The organism is Pyrodictium occultum (assembly GCF_001462395.1).
GTDB lineage: Archaea > Thermoproteota > Thermoprotei_A > Sulfolobales > Pyrodictiaceae > Pyrodictium > Pyrodictium occultum.
This window is the reverse complement of sequence record NZ_LNTB01000001.1, coordinates 1,186,437-1,205,982: the sequence shown is the minus strand read 5'-3', so window position 1 is coordinate 1,205,982 and position 19,546 is coordinate 1,186,437. Positions and strand designations below refer to the sequence as shown.

20 protein-coding genes are annotated in these 19,546 nt (G+C 54.3%); 6 read left to right on the top strand and 14 right to left on the bottom strand.

What is annotated here, in order from left to right; all coding sequences use genetic code 11:
- Positions 1–3: 3 nt before the first annotated feature.
- Together CF15_RS06355 and CF15_RS06350 are read right to left on the bottom strand one after the other, a co-directional pair.
- Entirely contained in the window at positions 4–2,019 is a 2,016-nt protein-coding gene (locus tag CF15_RS06355; RefSeq protein WP_058371038.1) for a VWA domain-containing protein, read from the bottom strand.
- Positions 1,979–2,995, bottom strand: coding sequence for an AAA family ATPase (locus tag CF15_RS06350; RefSeq protein WP_083494538.1), 1,017 nt, complete (start codon positions 2,993–2,995; stop codon positions 1,979–1,981). The genes CF15_RS06355 and CF15_RS06350 overlap by 41 nt, the downstream gene beginning before the upstream one ends.
- Positions 2,996–3,161: 166 nt before the next feature.
- Here CF15_RS06350 and CF15_RS08945 point away from each other — a divergent pair, with 166 nt between their 5' ends.
- Positions 3,162–3,614 carry a hypothetical protein gene (locus tag CF15_RS08945; protein WP_058371037.1) on the top strand — a complete coding sequence of 151 codons (453 nt, stop codon included), beginning with the start codon at positions 3,162–3,164 and terminating at the stop codon, positions 3,612–3,614.
- Here CF15_RS08945 and CF15_RS08610 read toward each other — a convergent pair.
- The 7 genes from CF15_RS08610 to CF15_RS06315 all read right to left on the bottom strand — a co-directional run bounded on the left by CF15_RS08610 (position 3,530) and on the right by CF15_RS06315 (position 11,827).
- Positions 3,530–4,207 (bottom strand): class I SAM-dependent methyltransferase, encoded by a 678-nt coding sequence (locus tag CF15_RS08610; RefSeq protein ID WP_083494537.1) that lies wholly within the window; start codon positions 4,205–4,207, stop codon positions 3,530–3,532. The two genes, CF15_RS08945 and CF15_RS08610, sit on opposite strands and share 85 nt — an antisense overlap.
- A 121-nt stretch (positions 4,208–4,328) precedes the next feature.
- Complete coding sequence (locus CF15_RS06340; protein ID WP_058371428.1) at positions 4,329–4,763, bottom strand: 30S ribosomal protein S19; 435 nt, start codon at positions 4,761–4,763, stop codon at positions 4,329–4,331.
- A 79-nt stretch (positions 4,764–4,842) separates the two neighbouring features.
- Positions 4,843–5,559: a 50S ribosomal protein L2 gene (locus CF15_RS06335; protein WP_058371036.1), complete on the bottom strand. Its 717-nt coding sequence runs from the start codon at positions 5,557–5,559 to the stop codon at positions 4,843–4,845.
- On the bottom strand, positions 5,525–6,985 hold the full coding sequence (locus CF15_RS08940) for an ATP-binding protein (protein WP_168371321.1): 1,461 nt from the start codon (positions 6,983–6,985) through the stop codon (positions 5,525–5,527). The genes CF15_RS06335 and CF15_RS08940 overlap by 35 nt, the downstream gene beginning before the upstream one ends.
- Before the next feature lie 174 nt (positions 6,986–7,159).
- Positions 7,160–8,617, bottom strand: coding sequence for a hypothetical protein (locus CF15_RS06325; protein WP_058371034.1), 1,458 nt, complete (start codon positions 8,615–8,617; stop codon positions 7,160–7,162).
- Between the two features lie 13 nt (positions 8,618–8,630).
- On the bottom strand, positions 8,631–8,906 hold the full coding sequence (gene cedA1 / locus CF15_RS06320) for a DNA import protein CedA1 (protein ID WP_058371033.1): 276 nt from the start codon (positions 8,904–8,906) through the stop codon (positions 8,631–8,633).
- 59 nt (positions 8,907–8,965) lie between these two features.
- Positions 8,966–11,827 carry a DEAD/DEAH box helicase gene (locus tag CF15_RS06315; RefSeq protein WP_058371032.1) on the bottom strand — a complete coding sequence of 954 codons (2,862 nt, stop codon included), beginning with the start codon at positions 11,825–11,827 and terminating at the stop codon, positions 8,966–8,968.
- 92 nt (positions 11,828–11,919) lie between these two features.
- Between CF15_RS06315 and CF15_RS06310 the strand changes: the two genes are divergently transcribed.
- Positions 11,920–13,767, top strand: coding sequence for an ATP-binding protein (locus tag CF15_RS06310; RefSeq protein WP_168371320.1), 1,848 nt, complete (start codon positions 11,920–11,922; stop codon positions 13,765–13,767).
- A gap of 92 nt (positions 13,768–13,859) precedes the next feature.
- Positions 13,860–14,084: an RNA polymerase subunit Rpo13 gene (locus CF15_RS06305; protein ID WP_058371030.1), complete on the top strand. Its 225-nt coding sequence runs from the start codon at positions 13,860–13,862 to the stop codon at positions 14,082–14,084.
- A gap of 25 nt (positions 14,085–14,109) precedes the next feature.
- Here the strand turns inward: CF15_RS06305 and CF15_RS06300 are convergent, their stop codons facing one another.
- Entirely contained in the window at positions 14,110–14,370 is a 261-nt protein-coding gene (locus tag CF15_RS06300; RefSeq protein ID WP_236698161.1) for a hypothetical protein, read from the bottom strand.
- 389 nt (positions 14,371–14,759) lie between these two features.
- Between CF15_RS06300 and CF15_RS06295 the strand changes: the two genes are divergently transcribed.
- Positions 14,760–15,002, top strand: a complete 243-nt coding sequence (locus CF15_RS06295) for a hypothetical protein (RefSeq protein WP_058371028.1) — start codon at positions 14,760–14,762, stop codon at positions 15,000–15,002.
- Between the two features lie 32 nt (positions 15,003–15,034).
- On the opposite strand, the gene CF15_RS06290 is transcribed toward CF15_RS06295, so the two are convergent.
- The 4 genes from CF15_RS06290 to CF15_RS06275 all read right to left on the bottom strand — a co-directional run bounded on the left by CF15_RS06290 (position 15,035) and on the right by CF15_RS06275 (position 18,126).
- Positions 15,035–15,796: a DNA polymerase sliding clamp gene (locus CF15_RS06290; RefSeq protein ID WP_058371027.1), complete on the bottom strand. Its 762-nt coding sequence runs from the start codon at positions 15,794–15,796 to the stop codon at positions 15,035–15,037.
- A gap of 177 nt (positions 15,797–15,973) precedes the next feature.
- The gene (locus tag CF15_RS06285; protein WP_058371026.1) at positions 15,974–16,771 is read right to left on the bottom strand and encodes a DUF72 domain-containing protein; all 798 of its coding nucleotides are present in this window, start codon (positions 16,769–16,771) and stop codon (positions 15,974–15,976) included.
- Positions 16,772–16,786: 15 nt separating this feature from the next.
- Positions 16,787–17,197, bottom strand: coding sequence for an AbrB/MazE/SpoVT family DNA-binding domain-containing protein (locus CF15_RS06280; RefSeq protein ID WP_058371025.1), 411 nt, complete (start codon positions 17,195–17,197; stop codon positions 16,787–16,789).
- A gap of 56 nt (positions 17,198–17,253) precedes the next feature.
- Positions 17,254–18,126, bottom strand: coding sequence for an Mrp/NBP35 family ATP-binding protein (locus CF15_RS06275; protein WP_058371024.1), 873 nt, complete (start codon positions 18,124–18,126; stop codon positions 17,254–17,256).
- 167 nt (positions 18,127–18,293) lie between these two features.
- Here CF15_RS06275 and CF15_RS06270 point away from each other — a divergent pair, with 167 nt between their 5' ends.
- Positions 18,294–18,974, top strand: coding sequence for a helix-turn-helix domain-containing protein (locus CF15_RS06270; RefSeq protein ID WP_058371023.1), 681 nt, complete (start codon positions 18,294–18,296; stop codon positions 18,972–18,974).
- Between the two features lie 8 nt (positions 18,975–18,982).
- Positions 18,983–19,528, top strand: a complete 546-nt coding sequence (locus CF15_RS06265) for a hypothetical protein (protein WP_168371319.1) — start codon at positions 18,983–18,985, stop codon at positions 19,526–19,528.
- The last annotated feature ends 18 nt before the right edge of the window (positions 19,529–19,546 follow it).

Sequence of the window (19,546 nt, the reverse complement as noted above, 5' to 3'; positions counted from 1 at the left end):
AGGCTAAGCGCGGACTATTCTCATCATAACCCTAGCCACATCCTCTGCCGAGCGCACCACGTGTAGGCGGGCATAGCTCTGTATACGCTGCGCCACTTCCACGTCGTACCGCGGCGGGAGTACTATTGTGATCCACCAGCCGCGGCGCCAGAGGCCCTCAAGAACCTCTTCTACGCGTGCAGAGGCCGCCACTGTCTGCCGGAGATCGCTTACAAGCACCAGGTGACCGGGGTTCAGGCCGGCTGCTGCCTGCTGTAGAGCCGACACTATGTCGGTGTAGCCGGAGAACTTTGTTGAGAATATCAGGTCGACCACGCGCAGCGGGTATAAGCGGCTAAGATTATTGTAGACCGTTACGTTCTCGTCGAATACCACTAGCCGCCTTATACTTGCCGCCAGGGAGGACGCTACAAGCACCGCATAGACCGCGTAGGGCTTCATACTACCGCTTTTGTCCACCACTACCACATACTGCCTCAGAGCATACTTGGCCCTGCGCACCAGGGGGCTGGGGTTCAGCCTCACCAGGTTTGCGAGCGTCCTGCGTACGTGGAGTCTGCCCTGCACGGGGCTGAACCTCGTCCTCCGAGATGGCCTTAGCCCGTAGCGGGCTCGGGCCTCTCTCCAGAGCTTCTTCATGAGCATTAGTGCGTAGTTTCTCAGCCTCCCGTCTCCCGTGCTACTGTACACTTCGTGGAGAAGCTTCAACGCCCCAAAGGCGTCCATATGCCTGACCATGCCTTTTAGGATGGTGTACGCGTCTCCACGCCTGGCCGCCTCCAGCAGCTGGCGGAGCTGGAGCATCTCCGATTCTATGATGTCCACTATTCTTCCATGGTAATTCTTCCTTATCTCCTCCCATCTCGCCACCGCCCTGCCAAGCTCGTACTCGGCATACTCGAGAGCTGCGCCCGTTGGGTCGGAGAGGCCTTTCAGAAGGTAGCTCTTCGCGGTAGCCACGGTGTTAAGGGTATCCAGCACCTCGTCGGGGGCTTCGCCTATGCTGCTGAGAAGTCCTGGCTCGTTTCTCTCGAGGATCTCGGACAGTGCACCCCGCCTGGAGGAGCGGGCGCCCAGCGCGCGTAGGGCTACCTCTACCGCCCCCTCCCGGTCGTGCCTAGCCATCTCTGCTGCTATGTCGAGAAGCGCCTCTCTCCCGAAGTCCCTGGCAGCCTTTTCGGCAAGGCGGGGGTTTCGCTCGAGTATATTTCGCAGGTGGTGCTGGCTCAGTACTCCTTCTCTACGGAGTATCTCGTAGACGCTTTCAGCGCTCGTATAGTGCTCTCCCCGGCCTACCTTGTCTGCTATTAGCCTGGACACGATGCGCCTAAGCTGTTTGTCTCTGCCCGCGTAGCGGTATAGCTTCACCAGCTCATCTACGCTGAAATCGCGAAGATCTATATAGTTGAGTACATCAACACCCATTGTAGCTATGAGGCTGCCGTTGCGTTTAATGCCTTGTTTTATGGCGTCCCTCACTGCCTCCCGGTAGCCCCCGTAGCGCCGCGCGAGGCTATCGATCATGCGGCGGGCCTGGCTGCTGCTGACTACATACTCTCCCTTGCGGCCTTTACGTATTATGCCCAGGAGGCGGAGCCTGGCATAGGCGCTTCGGGCCCGGCTGCTGGACGCGTAGTCCCTACGGCGCAGCTTGGCGCCATAGTAGAGGCCCAGGCTCTGGAGGTCCCTCTCTATCTCCTCCTCTATCCTCCTTGCAGGGTTCCCGGCCTGGCGGCGGCCGAACAGCTCCTCCACAGCCTCTCTCACTATCCTCTCCTCGCCCGCCCGCTTAGCATAGACGGAGGCTAGTACGAAGGCTATCTCCTCCGGGGACTGAGGCTTGAAGCCGGCTACCGCGGTGTAGAGGGCTAGGAGCCTCGAGGCCTCCACGATCTCGGCTGTAGATATGCGTAGTCCCTTTCTCCTCGCCTCGACTGCTACACGTAGCGCTAGCTCGCGGGGATCCTGGAGCCCGTCCCTAGGGCCGCAGCCCGAATACCTTCTCGAGGACCTCGTCAACTATCTCCTCCTCGTTAACCCTCTTGTAGAGGACTATGGTGGCCGCTTCGACAACGTCTCTTACAGCTGCCTGCCTCCTGCCCCGGAGGGCTGCCAGCCTGCCGGCTATGCGGGCCCAGAGCACGGTGTCGGCTGGCCCGGGCTTATAGGCTGCCTTCTGCCGCAGCAGGTTAACCACCTCTATCATCGACTTCAGTAGCCCGGAGTCGAGTTCAGCATCGGCGTCATACCTTAGCCTTACTATTTTAGCCTCGAGCTCCGGTGGGGGGTAGTTGAAGGGTATGCGCACCACTCTTCTTAGGAAGGCGTCGCTTAGCTCTCCCTGCGCATAGTCCTCGGGATTACTGGTGAAGATTACCTGGAAGCCCTCTCCCTTGGCGCGGAAGACGCGGCGCAGCTCTGGGACTATTATACGACGCTTATCTATAACGTCTAACAGCAAGTTCTGGAACTCCTCATTGCTCCTCCTTATCTCGTCTACGAGGACCCCCGTGTCGAGTATCATTGCGGCGAGCAGCGGCCGGGGTATGAAGCTCTTCTCGTTGAAGCCGTAGCGCAGCGCCATTAATGGGTGGAAGTCGCCTATGACGCGGTACTCGTCGTAGTTCTCGCTGCATGGTATCACTAGTGCAGGCTTCCCAGCCCATAGGGAGAGTATTGCCTCGCCTATCTCTGTCTTACCCGTGCCTGGGGGCCCCTCGAAGAGCACGGGTCTGCCGGCGAGAAAGGCCGCCACTGTTAGCGTCACGGTTTTCTTGTCAACGAGTAGTCTGTACTCTTTCTTGAGTATCTCGGTCATCTTGTCTACGTCGCGCACTGGCTTCCTCTTATGCTTCTCCACGACATCAGCGTATATGCTCGCAACCTTCTCCTCAATGCTCTCGCTTACCTGTTCACCTGCCTCGTGTAGGACCTCTCTTATGGCCGTAGCTTCAGCTTCCTGGTTATCCCAGCCACTGGTCTCCGGGCCGCTCATACCTGTGTACCCTTCTCTAAGCGTCCCCCGGGAGGGCTCCCTGAAGCTCCCTATCGATGGAGATGCTGGCTCTAGTCTTATAGGTGCTTACGGGAGTCCTACATAGATGGGCTGCGAGGCTTTATGAGGAGAATTAGGGGTCAGCCCCTCCCTACGGGGCCGTGCTTTGACCGGAGGGAGTAGGGAGCCAAACGTTATATATAGCGTCTGGGTGCGCCGCGGCCCCGACGTGCTTCACTACGACATGGTGTTTGACAGGGACGCGTTAAGGCTGATCTATCTCGGCGAGCATTGGGAAAGTATAAGGCCCAGGACGGGGCTGCAGAGGCGTGTCGACCTATTTATATACTCCCTCCGTAAGAGGAGGGAGAGGCTCCGGGGCGGTGAGGAGGTTGTTATAAGCTACTGTGATATCGTGGGGTATAAGCTTCTAAAGCCGCGTCCAAGGCCGCGTGAAGCCACGCTGGCGCCGGGCCTTCTGGAGGTGCTGCTGCGCGATGGAAGGCGTATACGCGTGGAGTTCTCCCCCAAGGTCTACGATATGGTCAAGAGCGCCGTTAAGAAGTATCTGGATGTAAGGCTTGGAGACTGCCGAGGGGCTGTGAAGAGGGCCCGATAGGCTGACCATCTAGAGCCGTGATGAGGGATCAACCGGCAGAGCCCCTGGCTGCTCTTACGTATGAAGACATAGTCCTTCGAGGTCTCTCCCGCGTAGAGCCCGTATTTCGGAATCTTCCTGGCAAACTGGTGGGCCTTCTTCAAACTGGTCACTATAGTATAGAGTTTAGTCACCCTGTCCATTTCCTTCAACGCTCTCGCTTTATCCTCGACTAGATCTACCACAGTGAACGAGAAAGTGTAGTCTATGCTCTTGCTGCGTAGGGGTATGTTCTCCGCGTCAGCTTCAATGCACTCAACCAGGTGGCCCAGGTTCAGGCTCGCTATGCGCCTTCTAGCGACCCGAAGCATCCCGGGAGATAGGTCTAGACAAATGTAGTAGAGGAGTCCTCCCAGCATGCCGGTAGTGTATAGGTATTCTAGGAGGAGGGCTGTGCCACAGCCGTCGTCGAGAACCTTTCCCCGGGGCTCTAGGAGGCGCATAGCGAGCCTGTACTTCTCGTACTGCTCATTCCTATAAAGCTCGTCGTAGCCAGAGCTGGTTACGTTGTACCTCTCCCGCATCACTGCCTTTATAGGCTTCTTGGATGCCAAAAGCTGCAGCACCTCGTTGTCGCCAGTTGTTTGCCTCGGAGAGTAGGATGCAGGGACTGCCGGGAGTACCGTGGGAGGAGGGAGGGGAAAGTCTGCTGGGTAGGGAAAACGGCGCCAGGAGCTACTTGAGGGCTACGTGGAGGCTGCTCCTCGTAGCTTTTAGACCCGGCTCGCCGTGCTGCACCTGGCGGCAGGTGGGGCTGAACTCGCCGAGATAATGGCCTATCATCTCGGGTGTTATGCGCACGGGGATGAACTCCTTCCCGTTGTAGACGGCTATGGTCATGCCGACCATCTCGGGCAGTATTATCATATCCCTCACGTGCGTCTTGACCACGACCTTCTTGCCTTGCAAGATCTTCTGGCGGGCCCGCCGTATCTTCCATAGGAGCCTGCGCTGGGCGTCGGTAAGGCCTCGTAGGAGGCTCCTCCTCTGCCTCGCGGGGAGCAGCTTTATGAAAGTATCCATAGGCATCGAGAGGAGCTGCTCTAAGGTGTAGCCGCGGTAACGGAACTTAAGCCACTCGGGCGGGAGCGTTTCAAGCCACTTTTTCATCTCTTCGTCGAGCTGCGGCCTAGCCTGCACTCATACCCACCCCAGGCCGGCTTCAGGGCCGCGTGCAGGGGGTTTAACGCTACCCCTTCCTGCGGCCCGTGGAGCGTGCAGCTATGTGGCCAACCTTCCTGCCTGGAGGAGCGTTCCTCGATACGGTGGTTGGGAAGCTTGGGCTCTGGTGGCTACCGCCGCCATGGGGATGGTCCACAGCGTTCATTGCCACGCCGCGTACGCGTGGCCATACGTGCGGCTTCGCGCTCCACTTGTAGTAGGCTGCACCAGCCTTGAGCAGCGGCTTCTCGGGGCGGCCGCCCCCAGCAGCTATGCCTACAGTAGCCCTGGCGTCATTAGGGATCTCCTTAACCTTGCCGCTTGGCAGCTGGACTATCGTCTTATTACCGCTACGCCCGAGGACGATGCCGTAAGCGCCGGAGGAGCGGGCCAGCTTCCCGCCATCACCAGGCCTTACCTCTATATTGTATACTTGAGTGCCCTCCGGTATCTTGCCAATAGGGAGGATGTTGCCGTTGGAGGGCTTGGCATCCGGGCCCACCTCTATTATCTGGCCCACATACATGCCCTCAGCAGCGGGTATCCAGAACTCCTCGCCATTCTCAAGAACCACATGAGCTAGAGGAACCCAGCGGCCAGGATCATGCACTAGCTCCACTACACGACCGCGGAGCGTCACCGGCACGAGTGGCGGATACCTGGCTGGAGCCGGATGGAGCCAGGGCCTGCTACGATATAGCGGCGACCCCCTACCTCTGCGCTGCACTATCAGCCGCTTGCCCATAACGTACCCTACCCCAGCTGCCCGTCCCGCCTACACCCGGATTCTTAACTGTTATCGGTGCCTGGAGGACTCTCACCGGGAGAGCCCTCCGCGAGCCATGATACTGCACAAGCGCCTCTCCAACCCCTAGACGGCGGATAAAGGAGACATCCTGAGAGGCCATCCCGCTAAGCCTCTTAATGCTCTCGAGATATGTTTCGTCGTGAGAGCCGAACACCACCGAGTTGCTTGAGTTACTCCATACATCGGGGCCGAAATCCTCCGGCTGCTGGGAGACCAGCATGAGGCTAATACCGCTGCTCCTCCCCTCCCTCACGATCTTCCTGACCACATAGCTCTCCTTAACCCGCCAGAACTCGTCGACTATGAGGAGCGATCTTCTACCAACGCCTTGCAGTAGCGAGAAGGCGTCTGACAAAGCTGTTTCGAGATGCAGGTATTTCTCCCCCTCACTTAGGTACCGTATGTCCACAACCACAATACCTCCTACGCTCTCGCCGAGGGCGCGAAGAATCCTAGAAGCAAGATAGGCTGCATCTCTGCTACTCTCAACCTCCACATGGACGGCTAGGCCGCTCCAGGATAACAGGCTCCATAGATCACCCTTGGGATCCACCGCCACCACTGTAGCGTTATGCAGCAGAGAAGAGAGCACAGCTACCAGTGCTGCAAGACTCGTCTTGCCCCTTCCGGTAGGCCCTACAACAACTGTATGCCTCGCCCCAGTGTCATCCCAGAGCGGGATGCCTACAATACGTCCCAGGAGGATGTCATAGCCTATAGGCACAAACGCTGACTCAACATACCGTGTCATAGAGTCTAAGTAATCCACTAGCTCCCAGAACTTGCCCAGAATGAGGCCGCGAGGCTGTATAACCCTCTTATTGAAACTTTTCAAAAAATTTACGCTAACACATTTAGGGCGGAGCTTACACCCTAACAGCGCTAGGGAGTCTGCGACACCGCGGTAGACGTCAACTATGGTTTCTGGCCCCCCGCAAACCATTATATGGAGGGAGGGCTCAACAGGCTCATCGCGCTCTACTATCGTCCTATAGATTTCTCGTAGCGTATCCAGTTTCACCCGTGCACGCATATTTTCGGGATTCCTTTCCAATTCTACCTCATAAGTTAGTATTTTAGATTCAAGCAGCCTAGCTGCGTAGCTGCTCCTAACACGCCTATATAGTATGAAGATGCCGCATATCCTGCTATCAATAAGGCTGAGCCTGTCGCTGAAGAGCTTTTTAAAACAGAGCTCGTCACCCTTAACTTCAGCAACAACGCCACTGATACCAGAGCCGATGTTTGTTACGCATAACCCTCCCACCCTCGCTATCCCGCTGGCCCAACTCCTGCTCCTACGTAGTTTAGATATATGATTAGTGATACTAGATATAATTCTGCTAATTATCATAGCTATCACCAACTACTTCTTATAAGCATAAATATAACTATATTTATTACCGATATTACAAATAGATACATATTTTTTGATAGCATACCATACATGGCTCCATAAAGGGAGATGCCGAGAGCTATGTACAAGGATCTTCTAAACGTTACCGCCAACTTCAATTTATTCACCACCAGCACGGTATTAGTCAAATATCACACGAGGATACGAGGCACCGATCACCCTCGCAAGGCTCAAAGACACCATCGACATAACTGTTAGGTAGGAGAAAACCGCAAGAGGGAAAGTTATCCCATTAACTATTATATCAATCGCAATATCTTCCAGCGAGCGCTCAGGATAAATCATGCCTTCCGAGAGCTCGAGATCATTCAGCTGGTAAAGCTCATGATAGTCGATATTCTTATAGAATTCTAGCGAGAGGGCTGTTGAGGCATTAGCCATTTCTAGAGTTATCGTCTTTACGTAGACTCTTACGCCCCTCCAAGGCTTCTCGCTTATGTTTACATAGTAGTTGTAGACGCCGTTTAGAGTATTAGGTTGCAGCTTGACATCGTTCGCGCCTAAGGAGTATATGTCGATCCTAACGTTGCCAGATAGCGGTGTGCACTTAAGCTTTAGCATCTTAAGGGACTGGTACACATTTTCTATATTGCATCCCTTGACTATCATAAGGCCTATGGGTTCGATGAATACTGCATCCCTCTCAACGGTTATATCCATGCGGTACTTTGCCTCGTCCAGCTCGTAGGTCAGCCTAGCGTCTCGTGGAAGATTCACGATAGCTTTGCTAGAGTTGAGAAGCACAGATAGGTACTCTACCTCTACTCTGTAGCTTCCACTGGGCAGCATCTTGAGCGGCTTGGTGACATAGTAGCAGCCGTCTACATGGATTATGAACTGGAACACTGCGCCATTGCTGTTTATAAACTTGACTAAGCCTACAGGTGGACGGTAGTTATAGGCGTCTTTTACCTCCCCCCACACATGTACCGGCTCTGTATTGTTTAGCAGGACTTCCACTGCCTTGGATCTCACTAGTGTTTGCTCAGAGCCAACACTGCTAGATATCAAGTTGATCCATTGAGGTAGGAATGGGAGCATTATGTTGCTTACAAGGATAAATGATAGGAGCGAGGCGCCAGCGTTCCTACCTATACGGAATGGTATAGATATTAGTGCTATTGCGAGAGCTGTGAGCTTAGCCTTAGCCGCTGAGATTATGCTTGCTAGCACAACTACCGTCGCTGCAGTCGTTACTATGCCCTGGATCACTAGTGAGAAGGGAAATGTGATTATGCTAAAGATTCTGCCTACGAGGCTATGGGCTATTGAGGCTACACCGACAAGCAGCTGCAATGCATAGTTCATTAGTATGAATTTCTCGAGCGTTAACTCCATATATGCTATTATCTCGCTTAGGGTGTGGCCGCTAAGCCTGGCAAGGCTGTCGGAGAAGCTGAGCAGTGCCGAGTATAGTGTCATCAATATGCTTGCCCAGAGGCTGTCCTGTATCAGCGTTGGAGCCCAGCGCTTGACCCCCCGCACTGGTATGGGTAACATGTACAACAGTACTCCCAGATAGTATGTCAGTACTGCGAGCTGGGCTGTTATTAGGAGGAAGTAGCCCGTCAGTATCAAAGGAGGGTCCCTCTTAGCCGGCGGTGGCGTTGAAGGGTACTGGGGGAGGTGACGCGATAGAGCTCACTATGTGGGATACGAGGGCGAATATTGAGGAACCCAGGGCTAGCCAGAAGGCCGCCCAAACAGCGTCCTCCACGAAGTCTTGACCTACCCTCTTGACTCTTAGGAGGGGTATCGGCGCTCCCCTGAGGAGCCAGCCTATGCTCCATGTCAGCAGAAAGAGGCCCCATGCTATACTTATCACTTTTATTGTAAGTGTGTTGATAAACTCCACTATGTTGTTCATGCGCCCCTACACATGCCCCGCCTTTAGGAAGCGTATTGAGCCGGGGGCGGCCGCAAGTATTACATGGCGCCGCTAGCCCTGCCTTTTCTCGAGCCTTTCTCGAGCCGATGCTTATACCGGTGATAGTTCGCCTCCGCCTCTACTATGGCACGGTAGAATGCATCCTCGCCAAACACTAGCTTCTGGAGCACCCGTCTAGCAGTCTGGGCCCCTATACCCGTTGACACAAGCGCTTCCACCGCCTTTTTGCCATAGCTAAGTACTAGATTGGCAGACTCCATGACCTCGTTCAACGCCTTCTTCTCCTGGGGGGAGAGGCGAGATCCTCTCCTCCTCTTTTCAAGAAGCCTCCTAGCCATGTTTATGCGGTCCTGGGAGAGGGCTGGGTACACGAGGCGGGCGGCACAGCGAGGACATTTCACCTCATTCTCCAGGTGCTTTAGCTGCCTTCTCCAAACATTACCGCACATTAGGCAGAGTAGCAGGATCTCCTTTGACTCTATCCTACGCTTAACGGCTTCGACAAGCACTGTTGAGGGTATGCTATTCGATACTACACGGTCTCCAAGCCTGGCCTCGGCTAAAGCATGCTCTGCGAGAGGAGAAGGTGTCCTAAGGCTCACTACGGCTAGCTCTATCCGGCCCCTTCTAAGATCCTCGAGAAACTTTAAGAGTATCCTGGAGTCTATTTTCCGTGTCTCTATTTCACGATACGCCTCTATACCTAGCAGGGTGTCCCTGAGCTTCTGTATAACCGACTTAACCCGCTTGATGTCTATGTCCCTACTTCTCCGCACGGCACCGCTTCTCACAGCAACGTGCAGCATAATCCACTGGAATAGCCTGCTGCCCAGAACCGCCTTATGCAGGAGCTTCTCCACCTCGTCCCGGGGCAGGCTGGCTATGCTACGAAGCACCTTCTCCATAAAGCCGGCGTGCTCGCGGGATGCAAGCCGGACTGCGACAATGTAGGGTGTGCTTGCAGTTACTGGGGAGTAGCCCTTAATCTCCGATATATAGGCTGATATAACGTACTCCAGTGCCTTGTTCCCCCTGCTCCCAAGCATACTATAGATTATGAAGGTGTCTCCATAATGCTCTATTACCACCCTTCTGTCGCTCGGCAGCGGCAGCCCTCTCGAAATGTGCCTAGACAGCGTTTCGTCGACAAGACGCCTAGCATTAGGGTCAAGCGGGTATAGGCCTAGTACACTGCTTCCCAGCCTCTCGTAGCGCCGTAGCACGCTACCTATCTCACGTGCGACGCTATACTCTACCGGGATTAGGTCGCCCTCCCATGCAGGCGGGATCAGCCTTTCCTCCTTCGTCTGCCTAACTCTTACTCCAGCCTCCTCTACATTTACCACCTCCCAGGTCTGCCCGCCCAGGACGAACTTCGAGCCAGGCTCTAGGGTTGCTACAAACTCTTCGTCGAGCACACCGATCTTCCTGCCAGTGCCCACCTCGTATACATTGTACTGTTTGGTATCCGGTATCATTGTGACCGTGAAGTAGTAGCTCTTCGTGGCGGGGCCGAGTCTGACCCTATGCCCTCTAACCCTTGCGAGACCTGCAGCCTCCATGTAGCTTAACACTTGACGGAGCTCGTCAAGGCTGAGCTCCCTATAATAGCCGCTAGCGGACACAACATTATATATGGTGTTTATGCTTGTCTCGCCCAGCTCTACGAGCATCCCCGCAATCTGATGCACAAGGACGTCATAGGGTTTCCTTGGGTAACAAAACTTCTCCAAATTACCTCTCATAGCTCTTGCAGCTATAACCGCAGACTCAAGCACGTCAAACACATTGCCCGCAGCTACTATAACGCCCCTAGACACATCCGACACTCGGTGCCCCGCCCTGCCTACGCGCTGAACAAGCTTCACAACCTGCCTCGGAGACATGTACTGGATAACCCTGCTTACCGCGCCAACATCTATACCCAGCTCGAGGCTTGACGTGGCCACAACAGCCTTCACTTCACCGCTTCGGAGCCTCTGCTCAACATCAACCCTCCTCTCACGGCTTAGACTACCGTGATGAACCTCTACTGCATTCTCGCCGAGAGCCTGCTTGAGCAGGGCACCTAGTACCTCGGCAGTGTCTCGCGTGTTTGTGAACACCAGAACATTGCCTCCAGTCCCCTCTATTATCCTCTTTATTATCGCTATCCTTGAGGCAAGCTCTCTCTGTGGATCACCACTCGTAGAGGCCGGCGGTGCCGTAACCGTTACATGGTATCGCTTAGCGCCGTCGGCCTCTACGATGCGTACATACCTATCGCCCGCGAGAAGCCTTGCAATGGTGAAGGGGTCGCTGACAGTAGCGGAGAGACCTATTATCTGAAGCCTTGACCTAGCATAGAGTCTAGCCACTCTCTCTATGGCCAGGGATAGCTCTGCACCACGCTTATCCGAGACAAGCTCATGTGCTTCGTCAACTATTATGTATTTGAGCCCCCTTATACTCTGGCGGAATCGATCGACACTCAGGAGGAAGTAGAAGGACTCCGGAGTGGTAACCATTATGTGCGGAGGGTTCTCGAGGAACCTCTTCTTCTCGCTAGCCGTGCTGTCGCCGTGACGTACCACTAGCTCGAGCCCGATAGCTGCCGCTATAGACTTCATGCGCTTGAATATGTCGCGGTTAAGGCTGCGCAAGGGGGTTATGTAGACAGCGTACACGCTGCCAGGCCGGGCACCTATAAGGCTCGAGAAAACCGGGAAGAGGGCTGCCTCAGTCTTCCCGCTACCCGTGGGGGCTATCGCTAGCACATGGTTGCCGCGCAGAACCTCCGGTATCACCTTCTCCTGAATCTCGGTCAGCCTTATGTACCCATAGCGGGCTAGCACCTTCTGGAGAACGGGGTGCAGCAGCCGGAAGGCGCCCCGGATTCTTCCATCACTACGCCTGGTCATAGTATACTATTTCACCCTTAGGCCGCAGCCGGTGCTCCGGGCCACCACCAGGGGCCAGGGGCTTGGACGCCACCGCCAGAGTCCGTTCATGGGTGCTAGCGCTAGTATTACTTTCGCTGGTCTCCACGCTCCTCAGCGCCTGGGGCGGCTCTACAGGCTATACATCATCGATGACGCTCATAGCTGTAGTAGCTGCACTCCTCTCAAGATCCCTCGCCATAGCGGTAATCGCGCTGCTGCACAACGCGGCTATAGGCATCTACTCGCTCGCATCAAGCATTTCAAAACCCGGGACGAGCCAGGCCGGCACACTCCAAGGCGGCATCGAGGCTCTCTGGAGAGGCTTTGCTTCAGACATACCCCTACTCTTGGCTCTAGTAGCCTCGGGAGCTGTATTCATAGCGAGACTTGTATCGCTGATACGCTCAAGGCCATACATAGATGTGGCGGCAAGGAACCTCCTACAGGCTATTAAGCCGAGCCTGCTGGAATACAGCCTCTGCACGGCACGCAGAAATGCAGCCATCATACTGATAACTTCATCCCTGCTGGCCTTCCCTGTAGAGGAGATGGTGAACCCGGTAAACTACATCGGGCAGAGCCTCTACCAGGCACTGCTTCTCTCATCAGCGGTCCTCGCAGTACCGGTGTCCCTTGTATCCTCGTTAGACACGTTAACAGCCGGCCTCCTCCTCCCGGTGCTCGTCGCCGCGCTCGCCTTGCCACAACCACTGCTGCTAGTGGCAATGGTATCAGTACTCCCCGTCGAAGCACTACCCACTACACTAAGGCTCGCCGAGCGCACCGGCTACCGGCTAGGCGTCCTTGAAGCCGTGATGGTTTATGCCCCCACCATACGCTACACTATAACACAGACGCAGCCGATAACAGGCGCCTGGTGGGCGCCGAGCTACCCGAGGGTGGACTACCGCCTGGCCACAGCCACAACACGAGAGAACCCTCACGTGCTGATAACAGGAACGACGGGGGCGGGCAAGTCGTCCACAGCAATCCGGCTAGCAAGATCAATACTGGAGGAAGCCAAGAGCCCAATACTGCTGGTCATAGACCCCCATGGAGAATACTCCACAATGCTCGGCGGGGTACCCGGCGTGAGGATAGTAGACGCCTCCAAGGAGGCACCCAACCCCCTTGACTTCACAGGGCAAAGCCCCCGAGAGAGGGCATTGGAGCTTGTAGAACTCATAGCAGAGCTCTACCAGCTGGGCCCGATACAGTCTAGAATACTCGAAGAAGCCATCCTGCTCGCCTACGAGAATGCCGGGATAAGGGAGGACGATCCCTCAACGTGGAACAGGAAGCTGCCAACAATTACCGACGTAGTGAAGATACTAGAGGGTATGGCCAAGAAGGAGCCCAGGGCCGGCATAGTAGCTATGTACCTGTCGTCCCTAGCCACGGCATTCGGAGGGAGCAGTGTGCCGTTCCCCCTGCCTGGCAGCAGGACAGCAGCCATAGTCTTTGACCTATCCCGGCTGGCTACGAGGGAGCAAATGATACTATACACGGACACCTTACTTTACAAACTGTACTACATGGTTAAGAGGCTAGGCCCCTCGGACAAGCTGCGCTACATACTCCTTATAGACGAGGCACACCTCTTCGCGCGCAAGACGAGAAAACGTAACATAGTAGCCCTCATAGCTGCTGAGCTTAGGAAGTATGGGGTAATGCTAGTTCTTGTAACCCAGAGAGCGAGCGAGATAGATAAGACAGTGGCGGCCAACATGGGTACAGTGATATGCCTTAGGCATACAGATCCTGCAGAGGCAAAATTCGCGGCAGAGGCCATCTCGAAGAACTCTGCCGACGACTCCCCAGAGGCGCTCGCTTACACAATAGCGAGGCTGCCGAAAGGCTACGTGGTTGTAGGCGATGTAGGGTTAGACGCGCCACTGCTAGTAAATATTGCTCGGTGATCACTATCCGGGAGTTGTGATTGAAGAGGTTTAGGTAAGAGTTTATTGCCGGAAACCCGGGGGATGGCGGGTACGCTAGGGTGAGGGCGGCAATGTCGGAGGAGGTATTCGAGGAAGTCAGCGAGAAGGCCCACGAGAGTGAGGAAGAAGTTGAGGAGGAGGCTATCGATATTAACGCAGCTCTCCTCGAGGCCATGGTTAAGCGCACAGAGATACTTGAGAAGTATGTAAAGGGGGAGGTCGGGAAGGCCGAAGCCACTAGCATGCTTAGTGCGGTGAAAGTGCCTACCCTGGGTAGGAGACGTAGAAGGAAATAGCCTGCATAACCTCCGGGCCTGCAAGCTAAAACACCTTCTTTATTTCGACCTTGTAGCCCAGCGCCCGTAGCGCGTCGACAATGATGTCAACGTCTACTCTCCTATCAAACACTATTACAACCCGTTTCTCCTCGTCCTCCTTATAGAGCTTGATCTTGTCCACAACTACTGCACCCCTGATATAGTCTTCCGGCTTGTGCGGCGGCGCAATATAGTCCTTGAACTTCTTGCGCATATACGTGTAGAACTCGTCGAAATTCCTAATATACCTTATAACCTCCTGCATATCCGGCGTAAGCCCACCTCTAAGCTCACCAATCTTTTCTAGAAGTTTTAGAGCTTCATCGCCTGGAAGATCCACCATCTTGTACTTAGCCATATCGACCTCTACCACTACGCGCTGCATGGAGGCATCCCAGCTAGCCCAGAGTTAACGCGCAAATAACTCTTATACCGCACAAGGCGGCTACGGCATCATCCCTCGTGCCAGCCTACACCACGGGGCGGCAGAGCCCCGAGAGCTGTGCCCCGCCGCGATTACTGGCTACTCATCGGTCAGCCGTCGCCAGTACAGCGCGGAGACACCCGGGATAAACCCTATCTAGTCAACCCGGGGCCTCATGGCATTTATAGCTTGGGACGCGGGGGCATACACCGTACCGGGTGCTTGAAGTATTGAGCATATTCTGGGAGCGCTGCAGTATATGCGGGCGCCACTACCCAGTGAAGCAGTGCTGGCTTCACAGTGAGCGGAATGTCTGCCCCTACTGCTGCCTAGCCTGTCCCGAGCGCAGTATCTGCCCGAAGCCTGTATGGTTTCCAAAGCTGCGCAGGCTCTACGCGAGAAGGAGGCAGGAGGAGAGGACTGAGGCCAAGAAGGCGCTAGAAGAGTTGTTGAAAAGGCTTGAGTCGCCCTAGCATTTTACATTTTAGAATGCAGCCATACCTAGCTATATTCTCGGTGACACCCAGTATATCAGCAGCCCGCCGCTGGGTAGATCGAAGCTTATCCTCATAGGGAGAGCTTCCCCGTACTGGATGGTCACGGTGTCTGCAGCAGATGTCGCCTTTACACTGGCCTTCAGCAAGTCTATAGAGTACTTAGCCTTCACGGGAGTGCTACCCTCAACCTCTAGGCTGATGAGGAGCTCGCCTACACGGAATACACCATGATAGCGTTTCTGAGCGGACTCCGCATAAACCTCCATTCTATCCTCGTAGCTGCTGAACTCCACTTCATCGCTCACCACCTTGGCATCATTTATAATGTTTTTGAAGTCGTCGGCAACCATTCTGGCAGTGACTGTAAGCTCTACCTGGGGCTCGCTCAGCTCCTCGACAACACCCTCCCTCAGCGGCACGTAGAAGCTTCTCACAACACCCGTCTTCTTATCTATGAAGTTCACTTCGAGACGGCGATGCTCCTCGTCGAGCTTAAGCTCTACAAGATCGTTACGGGTACCCCTCTTGGCTATACGGTTAAGCTCGTCAGAGGGTACTATAAACGTCTTCTTATCCTCCGTGAGCTCGTACTCCTCGAACGTCGTTACTGGGAGTCTCATTACAATCATTGTAGTCTTGTCAGGGGTCAGCGTTCTCACATCGAGCCCTTCATGGGTCGCTGTGAAGGGTATCTCATCCATAACCTTAACTATCGACTGGACTATGTACTTAAACTTCGTAGCTGCAGGATAGACCGCCCTGAAGGTCAACGTAGACCACCCTGCCCCGGGAATAGGTTTGTAGGGATGGGCAGGCTTTCACTATTTTCCGGGCACCTTAGTACCCTGGGGGCCGCTGTGATGCAGCTCTACCCGCCTGGAGCGCGCGGGCTGTGAAGAGCAATACCACCGGCTGAGTGGCCCCAGGGTACCAGGTAGGTAGCTGGACTAGATTACCCGGAGTCCCATGCCCGCGGCTATCTCCCTAAACCTCTGGGCATCCTCCCCCATATAGATATTGTTAAACATAACATAGACTTCCCTTACACTGTCATACTCCTCTAATATGCTGGCCAGGATGGATGCAAGCCTGGCCAGGTCCTCATCTCTATACTTGTACCGGTAGTTCACCTCCCTCCCCCCGAGGCCATGAAGACGGAAATATAGTAGCTCTTGTCCCTCACATACAACCGGCGGCCTTCTAAGAATGTCAACAACATGTATGAGGCCGGGCCTGCCACAAACTATATCCTTTATAGCATCATAGTTCTCGAGCCAACTACCTCTAGGCTCCCAGCCTACAAGCATGGCGTCCCCGACTGCCTCCAACGCTCTGGAGAAGAATTCCCTAGCGTTACGCTCGTTCTCGCCGCTGTAACCGAAGCTCGGGGGAGTCTGCAGGACCATAACCCTTGCCCGCAGCGTCTCCGCGATCTCCACGCTCTTACGCCACGCTTCAAGGTTCTCAGGGGTAGGTCTCAGGTAGCCATAGTTCTCCAGCCTGCCCTGAGGACGCCTCCTCATGCGTCTCCATGTGGGGCTTGTAGGGGGGTGCGTTATGACCTGCCACGCCTTCATGTTAAATATGAAGGAGCTGGGCGCCTCTCTACGCCATTTCTCGGCAAGGCTCCTCTCGGGGAGATCGTAGAAGGTCTGCTGCAGCTCAACCGTGGAGAACAACTCGTAGTACTTCTTCCTAGAGAATGGGAAGCCGCAGCATCCAACAAAAACCGCGGCAGGCGCCATGGGGGCCCCGGGGACCTAGCGCTGGAGAGGTCTGGCCTGTATAAAACGGACTTCCTCGAGCGAGGATAGCTCCTTCTTTACAGTTTCTATGTTCTTATCACTGTGGGAGAGATCTATAATTATTATGCACTCTGCATACTCTCCCCGCTTGACTGTGGTGCACTGCGTAGTAACCTGGTCAACTCCTAACTCGGCTAGTTTCTCCGAGGCTCTCGCCAGAGCCCCTGGTACATCTTTGAACTCTATGCGTAGCTCATAGAGCCTGCTCTCCGCACTGGGCAGCGGGGTTAGGACAATCTCACGCTTGTCTGGGTCGGCGATTAGGATTAGATTCATACCCTCGACTATATTGAGGGCCACGCGCACCACTAGGGGGATTGTGACCCTGCCCTTGCTATCAACCTTTACTATCTCGGCAAGTCGCACCTAAGTCCACCGTTCGACATGCAGAAATATATTGAAATATAAGTCTTGCCAACCATCTACCCACCGGTTCCCTGTTCTACGATCTCTGCTATGGTCTTAGCCAGCTCCAGTATAACCTTAGAAGCCTTGCTGTCCGGGTACTTTACGAAGAAAGGCTCCCCCGCGTCATTGGCACGGGATATGCGAGGGTCTATAGGTACCTCGCCTAGGAATCTTATTCCATACTTCTCCGCTATCTTCTTAGCCACGCCCTCTCCAAATATGTAGTGTTTAGATCCATCAGGACACTCGAAGTAGCTCATATTCTCTATAATGCCTACTATTGGGACGTTCAGCTTACGTGCGAAATTAACAGCCTTCGCTACGACAACCCTAGACACGTCAGAGGGTATGGTGACTATTATCGTGCCGGTAAGATCCTTTATCAACTGAGCTATAGTGAGCTGCTCGTCCCCAGTGCCCGGAGGCAGGTCTATGAAGAGGTAGTCGAGCTCACTCCAGTCAGTATAGGCTAGCATCTCCCGGATGGCCGAGGTTGAGAGCGGGCCGCGCCAGATAACGGGCACATCCTCCTCCGGTAGGAGCAGGCCTATGGAGATTACCTTGACGCCTAGAGGGGCTGTAACTGGTATAATTCTTCCATCCGATGTAGCCATAACCGACTGGCCCTGCACACCCATCATCTTGGGTATTGACGGCCCGTATATATCAGCATCTAGAACACCTACCTTGCGCCCTAGATAGCTCATAGCGAATGCGAGACTCGCTGTGATAAAGGACTTCCCGACGCCACCCTTACCGCTCAATACTGCTATCTTGTACTTTATCTTTTTCATATTCTCTTCTACTTTCTTCTCCTGCTCGCGTATCTTCTTGAAAGCCTCTATACGCGCTTTGACCTCTGGAGGAATCCTTGCCTGGGAGGACACCGCAGCCCCCTCTCCATAAGTGCTTGTGAGTGTGGCCTAGTATTTCTACATACTCCCGAGGAACGTTAATATTTAGCATACTCGCTTCACACCTCCACTGCCAGGCGACGTACAACACATGCTGCCATGGCACTGACTGGCAACATTATCTGGGGAGGGCTAACACTATGAGGATTGACGAGTTGGCGAGGAGAACCATATCTATAAGCATGCTCCGGTTTCTGCACCGCTTCTACACCTACAGGGAGCTGAGCAGCAAGCTCTCAATACCACCATCTATGATAAGCAGGTATTTGCGTGGCCACACCCTGCCTAGTATGAAGCATGCGGAGCTAATAATCAAGTTGTTCACGGGCGATACTAACGTGAAGAGGTACCTAGCTAGAATAATCTCGTCGGAAGCTATAGACGACATAGTCGGGGACATGGAAGTTCTCGAGATCCTCGCGTTTATGCTCACGGAGCGTGTACGTGAAGCGGGGCAAATATTTGATCGCGTCCTGGTAGTGAACGATTTGTCATCCGTAATAGGGCTCCGTGTGTCACAGAAGCTAGCGATCCCCCTTATGATAGGGTTCATCCCTCCCCTTGCGCCTCCCGGAGCTACAACATGCGTGACCATAGGCCAGTACATTAGTTCACTCACTCTATGTCTTAATATAGAGGGCGTCGGCAGGCTACGTCGATTAAGTGTACTCTTCATCCAGCCTCTAACTCTTCCCGCAAGGTACATGCCCTATGTAAGGGAGAGACTCCTTGATCTCTTCGGGCAAGTGTATGTAGCTTCGCCCATATGTAGAGGGGGTGAAGCGAATAGCGGTGCCTTGTGCGGACTTATAGTAGGGTAGTTATGCCTGTGTGCGGTACTACCGAAGAGGCGGCGATGACCGAGGTTTTAAACACTGAGAAGAAGAGAGATGATGTGGAACCCACGCAGGGAGCCTCTTTCTGCGCCATACTGAAGAAACATAGAGGTCTTTACATAGGCGCATTTGCAGAGCTAAATGACTGTAAATATGTTATCGCATATACCCTTGGGAGACTCGAGGGCTCCGACATACTAGTTGGCTGCGTATTCCGAGTTCTAATGCCGCTAGAGCCTCTCAGCGAAGACGGGCCGCCGAGGATAATTCTAGAGGGGTTGCTCATTGCCGCTAGACCGCCAAGCCGGGCCATAGATCTACTTGAGGAGAGGGCTAGCATTACTGACATATTATACGTTGATAGAGATAGCAAGATATTCATTGCAATAGTCGAGAATGATTCCGAGCCTTCAAAGATTATTGAGAGGAGCGTCGCGAGGGACGTGCATGCCGGAAGCATAGGCTATATGTGTGTGTCCTCATTCAGCGAGCTGCGGGATAAGGCATTTACTGTATTACCGAGCCGTAATGCTGCATAGCGAGTATCGGCAATGACG